Raw genomic sequence first — 12,813 nt, 5'->3', positions numbered from 1 at the left:
ATGCAAACTCTGCATTATGTGCGTGCCAGCCTGGTGCTGGCCGCGCTATTTACCGGCCATGTGCTGGCGGCCAGCGACAGCCTGGTGGTGTGCACCGAAGCCAGCCCGGAAGGTTTCGATATCGTCCAGTACACGGCGGCGACCACGGCCGATGCCAGCGCCGAAACCCTGTTCGAGCGTCTGGTGGACTTCGCCCCCGGCAGCACGCAGGTCGTGCCCGCCCTGGCGCAGAGCTGGGACATCAGCGATGACGGCCTGACGTACACCTTTACCCTGCGCCAAGGGGTGAAATTCCACAGCAACGGGAGTTTCACCCCCACTCGCGAGTTCAACGCCGACGATGTGCTGTGGAGTTTCCAGCGCCAGCTCGACCCGGCTCACCCCTGGCACAGGCTGTCGCTGCGCGGCTTCCCCTATGCCGAGGCGATGGGCCTGGCGCAACTGATCGAGCGCGTGGAAAAGCTCGACGACCAGCACGTGCGCTTCGTCCTCAAACACCCGGAGGCGCCCTTCCTGGCCAACCTGGCCATGGGTTTTGCCTCCATCTATTCGGCCGAATACGCCGCTCACCTGCTAGCTGCAGGCGCACCGGAGCGGCTCAACAACGAGCCCATTGGTACCGGCCCATTCATCTTCGAGCGTTATGCCAAGGACGCCCAGGTGCGTTTTCGCGGCAACCCCGATTACTGGAACGGCGCCCCGGCGATCAAGCGCCTGGTGCTGGCCATCACCCCCGAACCCAACGTGCGCCAGCAACGGCTCAAGGCAGGCGACTGCCAGATCACCCTGTTCCCGCGCCCCGTGGACATCCCGGCGCTCAAGGCCGACCCCAGGCTGCAGGTGCTGGAACTGGATTCGCTGCTGACCGCCTATATCGGCATCAACACCCGCCATCCACCGCTGGACGACGTGCGCGTGCGCCAGGCATTGAACCTGGCGTTCGACAAGGCTGCCTACATTCGTGCGCAGTTCGGTGAAGGCAATGCCACGCCAGCCGTGGCGCCCTACCCGGCCACCCTGTGGGGCCACGACGCAACGCTGAAAGATTGGCCGCATGACCCCGAACGCGCACGCCAGTTGCTGGCCGAGGCTGGCCATGCCGACGGCTTCAAGCTGTCGATCTGGACCCGTCCCGGCGGCGGGCCGACCAATCCCAACCCGGGGATCGGCGCGCAGATGCTGCAGGCCGACCTTGCCGCCATCGGCATTCACAGCGACATCCGCGTGTTCGAATGGGGTGAGCTGATCAAGCGCGCCAAGAATGGCGAGCACGACCTGGTGTTCATGGGCTGGGCCGGCGACAACGGCGACCCGGACAACTTCCTCACCCCGAACCTGTCCTGCGCCGCCGCCGAAAGCGGCGAGAACCAGGCGGGCTGGTGCGACAAGGCCTTCGATGAGCTGATCACCCAGGCCCGCCGCGAGCCCGAGCAGAGCAAGCGGGCCGCCTTGTACCGCCAGGCCCTGGCGATCTTCCATGAGCAGGCGCCGTGGATCGCCCTGGCTCACCCGAAGCAGTTCGTCGCACTGCGCCAGGGCGTCGAAGGCTTCGTGCTCAGCCCGCTGGGCTCGAACAACTTCACCCGGGTGAAGCTGCCATGAGCCGTCCGCGCCAAGCTTTTGTGGGAGGGGCTTTAGCCGCGAACCTGTCGCCGCTGAAGCGCCTCCCACAACGCACCTGCCACTGCGCGAATGCCCCGGATTGCATCCGGGCTACGCACTATCCAAAACAACACCGGACCATGCAGTCCGGTGACTACATACCGTCATGGAGTAAAACCGCCTGATGCTGTCATTCATCGCCAGACGCCTGGGGCTTTTGATCCCCACCTTCTTCGGCGTCACCTTGCTGACCTTCGCGCTGATCCGCCTGATCCCCGGCGACCCGGTGGAAGTGATGATGGGTGAGCGCCGCGTCGACCCGCAAATGCACGCCGAGGCCATGGAGCGCCTGGGCCTGAACAAGCCGCTGTATGCGCAATACTTCGACTACATCGGCCAACTTGCCCAAGGCAACCTGGGCGAATCGCTGCGCTCGCGCGAGAGCGTGTGGAAGGAGTTTCTCACCCTGTTCCCGGCCACCGTCGAGCTGGCCCTGGCCGCGCTACTGTTCGCCGGCACCCTGGGGCTGATCGCCGGCGTGGTCGCGGCGCTCAAACGTGGCTCACTGCTCGACCATGGTGTAATGAGCATTGCCCTCACCGGCTATTCGATGCCGATCTTCTGGTGGGGCCTGCTGCTGATCATGTTCTTCTCGGTGGGGCTGGGCTGGACGCCGGTGTCCGGACGTATCGACCTGCTCTACGACATCCCGCCGGTCACCGGTTTCATGCTGATCGACACCCTGCTCAGCGATGAGCAAGGCGCCTTCGTCGACGCCCTGCGTCACCTGATCCTGCCGGCCATCGTGCTTGGCACCATTCCGCTGGCGGTGATTGCGCGAATGACCCGCTCGGCCATGCTCGAAGTGCTGCGCGAGGACTACATCCGCACGGCGCGGGCCAAGGGCCTGTCGCCAGCACGGGTAGTCTTCGTGCATGGCCTGCGCAACGCACTGATCCCGGTGCTGACGGTGTTCGGCCTGCAGGTCGGCGCCCTGCTCGCCGGTGCGGTACTGACCGAAACCATCTTCTCCTGGCCGGGCATCGGCAAATGGCTGATCGAGGCCATCGGCGCGCGCGACTACCCGGTGGTGCAGAACGGCATCCTGCTGATCGCCTGCCTGGTGATCCTGGTCAACTTCATCGTGGACATCCTCTATGGCCTGGCCAATCCACGCATTCGTCATCAGAAGTAAGGAAGGCGCCATGCATAACCACAACGATCACGTAGGGTGGATGACGCTCTTTTCATCCACCGTGACAGCACCTCAGTCGATGGCTGCAGCGTCGCCCACCCTAACCGAGGTGCGCCCATGAGCACTGCAACCTCACTCGACCAGAGCCTGCTCTACCCGTCGCCGCTCAAAGAGTTCTGGCAGGCCTTCGCGCAAAATAACGGCGCCCTCGGCGGCCTGGCGTTCATGATCCTGCTGGTGTTCTGCGCGCTGTTCGCGCCCTGGATCGCACCGCACAATCCCAGCGAGCAGTACCGCGACTTCCTCCTCACCCCGCCCGTCTGGCTCGAAGGTGGCCAGTGGCAGTTCCTGCTCGGCACCGATGAACTGGGCCGCGACCTGCTCTCGCGCCTGATCCACGGCGCGCGCCTGTCGCTGCTGATCGGCCTGGCCTCGGTGCTGATGTCGCTGATCCCCGGCATTCTTCTGGGCCTGGTCGCCGGTTTCTTCCCGCGCCTGCTCGGCCCCAGCGTCATGCGCCTGATGGACGTGATGCTGGCCCTACCGTCGCTGCTGCTGGCGGTAGCCATCGTCGCCATCCTCGGCCCAGGGCTGATCAACACCATCTTCGCCATCGCCATCGTCTCGCTGCCGTCTTACGTGCGCCTGACCCGTGCCGCGGTGATGGGCGAGCTGAACCGCGACTACGTCACCGCTGCGAAACTGGCCGGCGCCAGCCTGCCCCGGCTGATGTTCGTCACCGTGCTGCCCAACTGCATGGCGCCGCTGATCGTGCAGGCCACCCTGAGCTTCTCCTCGGCGATTCTCGACGCCGCCGCGCTGGGCTTTCTCGGCCTCGGCGTGCAACCGCCGACACCCGAATGGGGCACCATGCTGGCCTCGGCACGCGACTACATCGAGCGCGCCTGGTGGGTGGTGAGCCTGCCGGGCCTGGCGATTCTGCTCAGCGTGCTGGCGATCAACCTGATGGGCGACGGCCTGCGTGACGCCCTCGATCCGAAACTCAAGAATGCGCAGTGAGGAACCCGGAATGAGTAACCGCATAGTCCGGATGCAATCCGCAGCATTCTCGGCGCGCACGGCGCCCCTTGAGTCTGCTGCGATGCCAACACCCCGCCACTCCATAGGGTGGATGACGCTCTTTTCATCCACCATGAAAGTACGACAGGAGGCACGCCCATGAGCCTGCTGAATATCCGTAATCTTTCGGTACGCTTCGGCTCATCCATGCCGGTGGTCGATGGCCTCGACCTCAGCGTGGACAAGGGCGAAGTGCTGGCCATCGTCGGCGAATCGGGCTCGGGCAAGTCGGTGACCATGATGGCGCTGATGGGCCTGATCGACGCCCCCGGCATCGTCCATGCCGACTGCATGCAGTTCGACGGCACCGACATGCTGCGCCTGAAGGGCCGTCAGCGCCGACACATCGTCGGCAAGGACCTGGCGATGGTCTTCCAGGACCCGATGACCGCGCTCAACCCCAGCTACACCGTGGGTTTTCAGATCGAGGAAGTACTCCGTCAGCATCTCGGCCTGAAAGGCAAGGCGGCGCGCGCACGTGCGCTGGAGCTGCTGGAACGGGTGGAAATTCCCGGCGCCGCCAGCCGCCTGAACGCCTATCCACACCAGCTTTCCGGGGGCATGAGCCAGCGCGTAGCGATCGCCATGGCGATTGCCGCCGAACCCAAGCTGCTGATCGCCGACGAACCGACCACCGCTCTGGACGTAACCATCCAGGCGCAGATCATGGAGCTGCTACTGAACCTGCAGCGCGATGAGGGCATGGCCCTGGTGCTGATCACCCATGACCTGGCCGTGGTCGCCGAAACCGCCCAGCGTGTGTGCGTGATGTATGCCGGGCAGGCGGTGGAACTCGGGAGCATCCCGACCCTGTTCGACGCCCCCAGCCACCCTTACACCGAAGCACTGCTCAAGGCCATTCCGGAGCACAGCGCAGGCGCCAGCCGCCTTTCCACCCTGCCCGGCATCGTGCCCGGTCGTTACGACCGCCCGCTGGGCTGCCTGCTGTCACCGCGCTGCCCTTACGTGCAGGAGCGTTGCCACCAGCAGCGCCCAACCCTGGAACCACATGAGCGTGGCGCGGCGCGCTGCTTCTTCCCCCTGGAGGTGGCCTGATGAGTACCGTACTCGAAGCCCATGAGCTGACCCGTCACTACAGCGTTTCGCGCGGCCTGTTCAAACCGGCGGCCACGGTGCAGGCACTCAATGGTGTGTCCTTCAACCTGCAGGCCGGCCGGACCCTGGCGGTGGTCGGCGAGTCCGGCTGCGGCAAGTCCACCCTGGCCCGCGCCCTGACCCTGATCGAAGAGCCCAGCGCAGGTTCCCTGCAGATCGCCGGTCGCGAAGTGGCCGGCGCCAGCAATAGCGAACGCCGGCAACTGCGCCGCGACGTGCAGATGGTGTTTCAGAATCCCTACGCTTCGCTCAACCCGCGACAGAAGATCGGCGACCAGTTGGCCGAGCCACTGCTGATCAACACCGACCTGTCACGCAGCGAACGCCGCGAGAAAGTGCAGGCGATGATGCAGCAGGTGGGCCTGCGCCCCGAGCATTACCAGCGCTACCCGCACATGTTCTCCGGCGGCCAGCGCCAGCGCATCGCCCTGGCCCGCGCCATGATGCTGCAACCCAAGGTACTGGTAGCGGACGAGCCGACCTCGGCGCTGGACGTGTCGATCCAGGCGCAGGTGCTCAACCTGTTCATGGATCTGCAGGAGCAGTTCGACACCGGCTACGTGTTCATCTCGCACAATCTCTCGGTGGTGCGCCACGTCGCCGACGACGTGCTGGTGATGTACCTCGGCCGCCCGGCAGAGATCGGCCCGGCCGAAGCGCTCTACAGTCGTCCGCTGCATCCTTACACCCGTGCACTGCTATCGGCGACGCCAGCGATCCATCCCGATCCGGACAAGCCGCGGGTGAAGATCAGCGGCGAGCTGCCCAACCCCCTGGATCCGCCGTCGGGCTGCGCCTTTCACAAGCGCTGCCCATATGCCGACGAGCGCTGCCGTGGCGAGCGCCCGCAGCTGAGATTGATCGATGCGCGGCAGGTGGCCTGCCACCATGTGGAGCGGATCAGTGCGTAGGTAGCGGCTTATCCGTCACCTCGCGCTGCGCAGGGCGCAGCGGCCACCGGCCGGCGCCCTGTCATGATGTCGGCGGCAGGGTCAGTTCTATGTTCTCGGCCAGCGAATCCTCCAGCCGCTGCAGCTCGACACCCACTGCCGCGGCGTCATCGGCCAGGGTTTCGGCGATACGCAGGAACTCGGGCGTCGCCTCGACGAACGCCAGTACCACCAGCGGATCGAACCGAGTGCCACTGGCAGCGCTGATCCTCGCCACCGCCTGAGCGGGGCTGATAAGCGGCAAGTAAGGATGCAGGCAGGTCAGTTCCTCGAAATGCCCCACCAGCGCCATCAGGCGCGCCGACAGGGGAATCTGCTCGCCGACCAGCCCCTGAGGGTAGCCCTTACCGTCCCAGCGCTCGTGCTGGCCATAGACGATATCCTTGGCGTCGGACAGGAAGTCGGTGATGCTGCCCAGCTTGCGCTCGGCACGTTCGAGCGCATCGCGCCCGGCGATCACCCCCTCGCTCAGCAGACGCAGATCGTTTTCGTCCGGCTCGCCATGGCTGAGCAACACACGATCCGGCAAGGTCAGGCGGTCGATCACGTGCAGCATGGCCGACTTGCCCAGCTGGGCAATGCGCTCTTCGCTCAGGTACTCAGATAACGCTGGCTGCTGCCGCCCCAGTGCGGCGGCGAGACAGTTCATGTAGCGTTCGATGCGCTGCAGACGCCGGCTGCTCGGGTTGTCACGCATGACGGCAACGCTGGCCATGGCCTCGATGGTGACGTCCTGCAACCGCTGGATATCGCGGGTGCGCCGCTTGACCTCGAGTTCGAGGTACTCGCTCTTGTCGCGCAGGTAATCGGTTGCGGCCTTGAGCTGCAATTGCGCGCGCACGCGGGCGAGCACAATGGGAGGGCTGATCGGTTTGGTGATGTAGTCGGCGGCGCCGAGATCGAAGCCCATCTGTTCGTCGATGGCATCGCGCTTGGCGGTCACCAGAATCAGCGGGATATGTCGGGTCTGCGCTTCATGCTTGAACTGGCGACAGAGTGCATAGTCATCCTGCCAGCCGAGCAGTATCAGGTCAGGCTGCGGCACCTCGCGAGCAGCTGCCAACGCCTCGTCGCCGGCTACCAGGCGCACCTGGTAGTGACCAACCAACAGCGCGCCGATGCGCTCGCGCACCTCCAGTACATCGTCCACCACCAGAATCAGCTCCTGCTCCGGCCTATCGAGCATCCCGCGCATGGCGACCTCCCTCGGCACCTGCCTAGTCATCATTAAAGGCGCTGGTCCGCATTCGCGCCCAGGCCGACATACAAATGACCTCGGCAAGGGTTTGAAAGTGCAATGCGGATTGGCAGCGCAATGCTCACCGCCGACAATCGTCAGCACGATCGCTACCACAAGGGCTGTGCCATGCTCGACCAGGACCGCTGCTGGCAGGCTGTCTGCGAACGCGATGAGGCGTTCGACGGACGCTTCGTCTTCGCCGTGCGCAGCACCGGCATCTATTGTCGGCCAAACTGCCCCGCGCGGCGGCCAAGGCGCGATAACGTCAGTTTTCATGCCGACGCCGCGAGTGCCGAGGCAGCCGGCTTTCGCCCATGCAAACGCTGCTCGCCACAGGGGCAGAGCCCCGCGCAGCAACTGGACGCGCTGGTCACCGCAGCCTGTGAGCTGCTGCGCGGCGAACAGCGCCTGACGCTGCCGCAGCTGGCGGCACGCATCGGTTTATCGCCGTCGCACCTGGCCCGCGCGTTCAAGACGCGCACCGGGATGACGCCCAATGCCTGGGCGGCGGCGCAACGCCGCCAACGCCTGGATGCCCAGTTGCCACAGGCAGATAACGTGCTCGATGCAGCCCTGGCTGCGGGCTACTCTGGTACCCGCGCACTCTATGAAAAAACCCAGGCCGTGAGCCCGGCGCAGCGCCGCCAGCGCGGTGCTGGCGAGCACCTGCGCTACAGCATCGCCGCCTGCCCGCTCGGGCAGATGCTGCTGGCCACCAGCGACAAGGGGGTTTGTGCCCTGCTCTTCGGCGATCACCCGCAAGCCCTGCGTGATGAGCTGCAACAGCGCTTCGGCGCCGCCCAACTAGAGGAGGATGAGTGCGGGCTGCGCAACTGGCTGCAGCAGGTACTGGCGCAATTGCAGGAACCGCAGCGCGCCGCCCATCTGCCCCTGGACATTCGCGGCACGGCCTTTCAACAACGCGTCTGGCAGGCGCTGCAGAACATTCCCAGCGGCGAGACACGCAGCTATGCCGATCTCGCCGGCCAGTTGCACAGTCACCCGCGGGCAATCGCTCGTGCCTGCGCCAGCAACGCCATCGGCCTGCTATTGCCGTGCCACCGCGTGGTGGCCAGCGATGGCAGTCTCAGCGGCTACCGCTGGGGGCTGCAGCGCAAGCGCAGGCTGCTGGAGCAAGAAAGCCAGGAGACATAGCCCGGATGCAATCTGAGGCAACACTATGACCTGTGCCCCGGATTTCATCCGGGCCACAGAGTCAGGCCGCGCTCTTTACACCAGCATCGCCTTGGCCACCTCGGTACGCGTGCCGCGCCCAACCAGCTGCTCCACCAGGGTCAGGGCAAAGGCCAACGCCGTTCCCGGGCCCTGGCTGGTGATGCAGTTGCCATCGACCACCACGGCCTCATCGACGAAGGTGCAGCCGCTCAGCCGGTCGCTGAACGCCGGGTAGCAGGTCATCCGTCGCTGTCTGAGCACGCCGTACTGCTGCAAGGCCAGCGCGGGGGCGGCGCAGATCGCGGCGAACAGCTCGCCCGCTTTGGCCTGCTTGCGTACCCGCTCGGCCAGCGGTTCGAAGTCAGCCAAATGCTGGGCACCCGGCATGCCACCGGGCAGCACGATCAGGTCGAAATCCTGCGCCAGCACGTCCACCAGCATGGCATCGGCGGTCAGCCGGGTGCCACGGGCACAGGTGATCATCCGCCGTTCTTCGATACTGGCCACCAGCACTTCGATATCGGCGCGGCGCAGCACGTCGATCAGGGTCACGCACTCCAGATCCTCTACGCCATCGGCGACGGTGATCAGTGCTCGCTTACTCATTTCGGAACTCCTTGAGGCAGAAAATGAAACTGTCCACCCGGTCATAAAAAGACACGGCAGACGGTAAATTCACCCGGCAAAACCTTGCTGGTATGATGCGCGGCTTTTGCGAAACCGGGGCAATTTTCCGGCCTGTACGGACGAATGTGCTTTGCTTTCTGCAGACCAATTTCGGCGCGCTCGCGCCTCGGGGGAGCCACCATGCTGGAAAGACTGTTCCAACTCAAAGCCCACCACACCACGGTGCGCACCGAGATACTGGCCGGGATCACCACCTTCCTGACCATGGCCTACATCCTCTTCGTCAACCCCAACATGCTGGCCGAGACCGGCATGGACCACGGCGCGGTGTTCGTCGCCACCTGCCTGGCCGCCGCCATCGGCTCGTTGGTGATGGGCCTGCTGGCCAACTACCCGATCGCTCTGGCGCCGGGCATGGGCCTCAATGCCTTCTTCACCTACACCGTGGTCATGACCATGGGCTACAGCTGGCAGACCGCGCTGGGTGCAGTGTTCCTCTCCGGTGCGATCTTCTTCCTGCTGTCGATCTTCAAGATCCGCGAATGGATCATCAACAGCATCCCGCTGGCCCTGCGCGCCGGTATCGCTGCCGGTATCGGCCTGTTCCTGGCGATCATCGCCCTGAAGAACGCCGGCATCGTGGTCGATAACCCGGCCACCCTGGTCGGCCTCGGCGACCTGAGCAAAGGGGGCGCCCTGCTGGCGTGCCTGGGCTTCTTCGTCATCGCGGCACTGGCCTACCGCAAGATCACTGGCGCGGTGATGATCGGCATCCTGCTGGTCACCGGCCTGTCCATCGCCCTCGGTCTGTCCGAGCTGCCGGGCGTGATCTCCATGCCGCCATCGCTGATGCCGACCCTGCTGCAACTGGATATCGCCGGGGCGCTGGATATCGGCCTGGTCAGCGTGATCTTCGCTTTCCTCTTCGTCGACCTGTTCGACACCTCCGGCACCCTGGTGGGCGTGGCGCAGAAGGCCGATCTGCTGGACAAGGACGGCAAGATGCCCCGCCTGGGCCGCGCCCTGATGGCCGACAGCACCGCAACCATGGCTGGCGCCGCGCTGGGCACCAGCACCACCACCAGCTACATCGAATCGGCTGCCGGCATCAGTGCTGGCGGGCGTACCGGCCTGACCGCCTGCGTGGTCGCGGCGCTGTTTCTGCTCAGCCTGTTCTTCGCTCCGCTGGCTGGCTCGGTACCGGCCTACGCCACCGCACCGGCGCTGCTGTTCGTCGCGGTACTGATGATGAGCAGCCTGGCGCAGATCGACTGGGACGACCTGACCGTCGCCGCCCCAGTGGTCGTCGCGGCGCTGGCCATGCCGCTGACCTTCTCCATCGCCAACGGCATCGCCTTCGGCTTCATAGCCTGGACTGCAGTCAAGGTACTGGCTGGCCGCTGGCGCGAACTGAACCCGGCGATGTGGGTGCTCTCCGCCCTGTTCATCGTCAAGCTGGCTTACTTCACCTGATCACCGGGTATCTCGAGGCCTAGGGTGGACATCGTTTTTCATGTCCACCGATACCTTCTCTGCGGCCACAAAACGGTGGATGAACAAAGCGTCATCCGCCCTACATGATCACCATCCGCCCATATCGACGAGCGACCCAAGGCACGCGGCCATCGCCTCCGCTACAATGGCGCCCCCGCTTTCCTGCCCCATGAGTGACCGATGAGCCGCCCCACATTCGACCCCGCCACCTACGACGCCCAACTCGCCGAGAAGAAGGCCCGCCTGGTCGAACTGCTGGCGCCCTTCGCCGCCCCAGAGCCTGAGGTGTTCGACTCGCCGCGCGAGCACTACCGCATGCGCGCCGAGTTCCGCCTGTGGCGTGAAGACGGCCAGCGCCACTACGCGATGTTCGCCCCAGGCGACAAGCACACGCCGATCCTGCTCGACGACTTCCCCATCGCCAGCCTGCGTATCAACGAGCTGATGCCACGCCTGCGCGCCGCCTGGCAGGCCAGCGAAGCGCTGTCATTCAAGCTGTTCCAGGTGGAGTTTCTCACTACCCTGGCCGGCGATGCGCTGATCACCCTGGCCTACCACCGCCCGCTGGACGAGGCTTGGCAGGCCGAGGCGGAGAAACTGGCAGCCGAGCTCAACGTCAGCCTGGTCGGCCGCTCCCGTGGCCAGCGCCTGGTGATCGGTCGCGACTACGTGGAAGAGAAACTGACCGTAGCCGGTCGCAGCTTCCGCTATCGCCAGCCCGAAGGCGCCTTCACCCAGCCCAATGGCCGGGTGTGCGAGAAGATGCTTGGCTGGGCCTATGACGTGCTCGGCGAACGTGACGACGACCTGCTGGAGCTGTACTGCGGCAACGGCAACTTCACCCTGCCGCTGGCCACCCGCGTGCGCAAGGCGCTGGCGACCGAGATCAGCAAGACCTCGGTGAACGCCGCCCTGGCCAACCTGGCTGACAACGGCGTGGACAACGTCGAGCTGGTGCGCCTGTCCGCCGAAGAGCTGACCCAGGCGCTGAACGAAGTGCGGCCGTTCCGCCGCCTGGCCGGCGTCGACCTGAAGAGCTACGAGTTCGGTAGCGTCTTCGTCGACCCGCCGCGCGCCGGCATGGACCCGGACACCTGCGAGCTGACCCGGCGTTTCCAGCGCATCCTGTACATCTCCTGCAACCCGGAGACCCTGGCCGCCAACATCGCCCAGCTCAACGACACCCACAAGGTGACGCGCAGCGCGCTGTTCGACCAGTTTCCCTACACCCATCACATGGAAGCGGGTGTATTGCTGGAACGGCGCTGAGTCACATCCCGTAGCCCGGATGCGATCCGGGGCAATGCGCAAGACCGTCCCCGGATTGCATCCGGGCTACACAGCCGGAGGGGAATGCGCTGCTAGCGTGCAAGCCCGCGCAACGCCCACCAGGCCAGAGCGGCCGACACCACTTCGAGCAGCAGCGCATAAAGGTTGAAGGTCTGCTGCGCGCCGCCGTCAAGCCACAACCCGGCAACGCGCGCCAGGGCCAGCACGCTGTATAGCAGCACCAGCAGAAGCAGCGCCGGCCGCAGCAGATCCATGCGTAACAGCGCCATCGCCAGGTAAGCCGCCAGACCCAGTTGCAAACCACCGTAATAGGCGCGCACCTCGGTTACCGCCGCGTTGCCCATCAGCAGCGCACCACTGAAGCTGGCCATTTCCTCGGGCCGAATGAAGTAGGCCAGCCCCAGCACGAGCAGGACAGCGATCTGGATCAGCAGGACGATTCGGGCAAACAGCATTGGCGACTACCAGGCAATGATCGACTGTCTGCCAGCATAGGCGCCGTCTGTCGCGACGCATAGTCGCAATCACTTGGGCAGCGCATGCGCCGGCGCTATGCTGGGCGTTCGTTCACCTGGAGTCCTGCCATGCGTCGTTCCCTGCTCGCCCTCTGCCTCCTTACCGGCCTGGCTCACGCCAGCGAGCCGCTGACCATCGACGTGCATCGCGATGCCAACTGCGGCTGCTGCAAGGCCTGGATCAGCCACCTGCAGGACAACGGTTTCACCGTCAACGACCATGTCGAGGCCAACATGAGTGCGGTCAAGCAGCGCCTCGGCGTGCCGCCACGCCTGGCCTCCTGTCATACCGGCGTGATCGACGGCAAGTTTGTCGAAGGCCATGTGCCGGCCGCCGACATTCTCAAACTGCGTCAACGTGCGGACCTGATCGGCGCCGCCGTACCCGGCATGCCCATGGGCTCGCCGGGCATGGAATATGGCGATCGTGTCGACGCCTATCAGATCATCGGCCTGGATCGTGAACGCCAGGATCAGCTGCTGAGCGACTATCCGGCCAACTGAGTCGACACCAACGCGGCTACACTG

The 12,813-nt window shown here is 65.2% G+C and carries 12 protein-coding genes; 9 read left to right on the top strand and 3 right to left on the bottom strand.

Going from position 1 to position 12,813, the window contains the following annotated elements; genetic code table 11:
• The 5 genes from PCLY_RS15595 (at position 1) to PCLY_RS15575 (ending at position 5,904) form a co-directional block, all read left to right on the top strand.
• Positions 1-1,602, top strand: a complete 1,602-nt coding sequence (locus PCLY_RS15595) for an ABC transporter substrate-binding protein (RefSeq protein ID WP_061240555.1) — start codon at positions 1-3, stop codon at positions 1,600-1,602.
• Between the two features lie 184 nt (positions 1,603-1,786).
• Positions 1,787-2,797 (top strand): ABC transporter permease subunit, encoded by a 1,011-nt coding sequence (locus PCLY_RS15590; RefSeq protein ID WP_061240554.1) that lies wholly within the window; start codon positions 1,787-1,789, stop codon positions 2,795-2,797.
• 117 nt (positions 2,798-2,914) lie between these two features.
• Positions 2,915-3,817 carry an ABC transporter permease subunit gene (locus PCLY_RS15585; protein WP_061240553.1) on the top strand — a complete coding sequence of 301 codons (903 nt, stop codon included), beginning with the start codon at positions 2,915-2,917 and terminating at the stop codon, positions 3,815-3,817.
• Between the two features lie 159 nt (positions 3,818-3,976).
• Positions 3,977-4,933: an ABC transporter ATP-binding protein gene (locus PCLY_RS15580; protein WP_061240552.1), complete on the top strand. Its 957-nt coding sequence runs from the start codon at positions 3,977-3,979 to the stop codon at positions 4,931-4,933.
• A complete protein-coding gene (locus PCLY_RS15575; protein ID WP_061240551.1) occupies positions 4,933-5,904 on the top strand; it encodes a peptide ABC transporter ATP-binding protein in 972 nt (323 codons plus the stop codon). Before PCLY_RS15580 ends, PCLY_RS15575 begins: the two co-directional genes overlap by 1 nt.
• Before the next feature lie 61 nt (positions 5,905-5,965).
• Here PCLY_RS15575 and PCLY_RS15570 read toward each other — a convergent pair whose 3' ends face one another.
• Positions 5,966-7,138, bottom strand: coding sequence for an HD domain-containing phosphohydrolase (locus PCLY_RS15570; RefSeq protein ID WP_061240550.1), 1,173 nt, complete (start codon positions 7,136-7,138; stop codon positions 5,966-5,968).
• A gap of 171 nt (positions 7,139-7,309) precedes the next feature.
• Here PCLY_RS15570 and ada point away from each other — a divergent pair, with 171 nt between their 5' ends.
• Positions 7,310-8,338, top strand: coding sequence for a bifunctional DNA-binding transcriptional regulator/O6-methylguanine-DNA methyltransferase Ada (ada, locus tag PCLY_RS15565; protein ID WP_061240702.1), 1,029 nt, complete (start codon positions 7,310-7,312; stop codon positions 8,336-8,338).
• Between the two features lie 75 nt (positions 8,339-8,413).
• Here ada and PCLY_RS15560 read toward each other — a convergent pair whose 3' ends face one another.
• The gene (locus PCLY_RS15560) at positions 8,414-8,965 is read right to left on the bottom strand and encodes a DJ-1 family glyoxalase III (protein WP_061240549.1); all 552 of its coding nucleotides are present in this window, start codon (positions 8,963-8,965) and stop codon (positions 8,414-8,416) included.
• A gap of 201 nt (positions 8,966-9,166) precedes the next feature.
• On the opposite strand from PCLY_RS15560, the gene PCLY_RS15555 reads away from it, so the two are divergent.
• Positions 9,167-10,459, top strand: a complete 1,293-nt coding sequence (locus PCLY_RS15555) for an NCS2 family permease (protein WP_061240548.1) — start codon at positions 9,167-9,169, stop codon at positions 10,457-10,459.
• A gap of 201 nt (positions 10,460-10,660) precedes the next feature.
• Positions 10,661-11,749, top strand: a complete 1,089-nt coding sequence (gene trmA, locus PCLY_RS15550) for a tRNA (uridine(54)-C5)-methyltransferase TrmA (protein WP_061240547.1) — start codon at positions 10,661-10,663, stop codon at positions 11,747-11,749.
• 92 nt (positions 11,750-11,841) lie between these two features.
• Here trmA and PCLY_RS15545 read toward each other — a convergent pair whose 3' ends face one another.
• Positions 11,842-12,225, bottom strand: coding sequence for a DUF4345 family protein (locus tag PCLY_RS15545; protein WP_061240546.1), 384 nt, complete (start codon positions 12,223-12,225; stop codon positions 11,842-11,844).
• Positions 12,226-12,354: 129 nt separating this feature from the next.
• Here PCLY_RS15545 and PCLY_RS15540 point away from each other — a divergent pair, with 129 nt between their 5' ends.
• Complete coding sequence (locus PCLY_RS15540; protein ID WP_061240545.1) at positions 12,355-12,789, top strand: DUF411 domain-containing protein; 435 nt, start codon at positions 12,355-12,357, stop codon at positions 12,787-12,789.
• Positions 12,790-12,813 lie beyond the last annotated feature (24 nt).

Origin of the sequence: Ectopseudomonas composti, assembly GCF_001567565.1 — a bacterium.
Lineage (GTDB): Bacteria > Pseudomonadota > Gammaproteobacteria > Pseudomonadales > Pseudomonadaceae > Aquipseudomonas > Aquipseudomonas composti_A.
Note: the sequence above shows the minus strand (reverse complement) of the source record. Positions and strands in the feature narration are given on the sequence as shown.

What these genes read in the sequence shown, in the direction of transcription:
- PCLY_RS15580 (WP_061240552.1), top strand. Translation starts at nt 3,977, where the DNA reads ATGAGCCTGCTGAATATCCGTAATCTTTCGGTACGCTTCGGCTCATCC.
- PCLY_RS15555 (WP_061240548.1), top strand. Translation starts at nt 9,167, where the DNA reads ATGCTGGAAAGACTGTTCCAACTCAAAGCCCACCACACCACGGTGCGC.
- ada (WP_061240702.1), top strand. Translation starts at nt 7,310, where the DNA reads ATGCTCGACCAGGACCGCTGCTGGCAGGCTGTCTGCGAACGCGATGAG.
- PCLY_RS15540 (WP_061240545.1), top strand. Translation starts at nt 12,355, where the DNA reads ATGCGTCGTTCCCTGCTCGCCCTCTGCCTCCTTACCGGCCTGGCTCAC.
- PCLY_RS15570 (WP_061240550.1), bottom strand. Translation starts at nt 7,138, where the DNA reads ATGCGCGGGATGCTCGATAGGCCGGAGCAGGAGCTGATTCTGGTGGTG.
- PCLY_RS15545 (WP_061240546.1), bottom strand. Translation starts at nt 12,225, where the DNA reads ATGCTGTTTGCCCGAATCGTCCTGCTGATCCAGATCGCTGTCCTGCTC.
- PCLY_RS15560 (WP_061240549.1), bottom strand. Translation starts at nt 8,965, where the DNA reads ATGAGTAAGCGAGCACTGATCACCGTCGCCGATGGCGTAGAGGATCTG.
- PCLY_RS15575 (WP_061240551.1), top strand. Translation starts at nt 4,933, where the DNA reads ATGAGTACCGTACTCGAAGCCCATGAGCTGACCCGTCACTACAGCGTT.
- trmA (WP_061240547.1), top strand. Translation starts at nt 10,661, where the DNA reads ATGAGCCGCCCCACATTCGACCCCGCCACCTACGACGCCCAACTCGCC.
- PCLY_RS15595 (WP_061240555.1), top strand. Translation starts at nt 1, where the DNA reads ATGCAAACTCTGCATTATGTGCGTGCCAGCCTGGTGCTGGCCGCGCTA.
- PCLY_RS15585 (WP_061240553.1), top strand. Translation starts at nt 2,915, where the DNA reads ATGAGCACTGCAACCTCACTCGACCAGAGCCTGCTCTACCCGTCGCCG.
- PCLY_RS15590 (WP_061240554.1), top strand. Translation starts at nt 1,787, where the DNA reads ATGCTGTCATTCATCGCCAGACGCCTGGGGCTTTTGATCCCCACCTTC.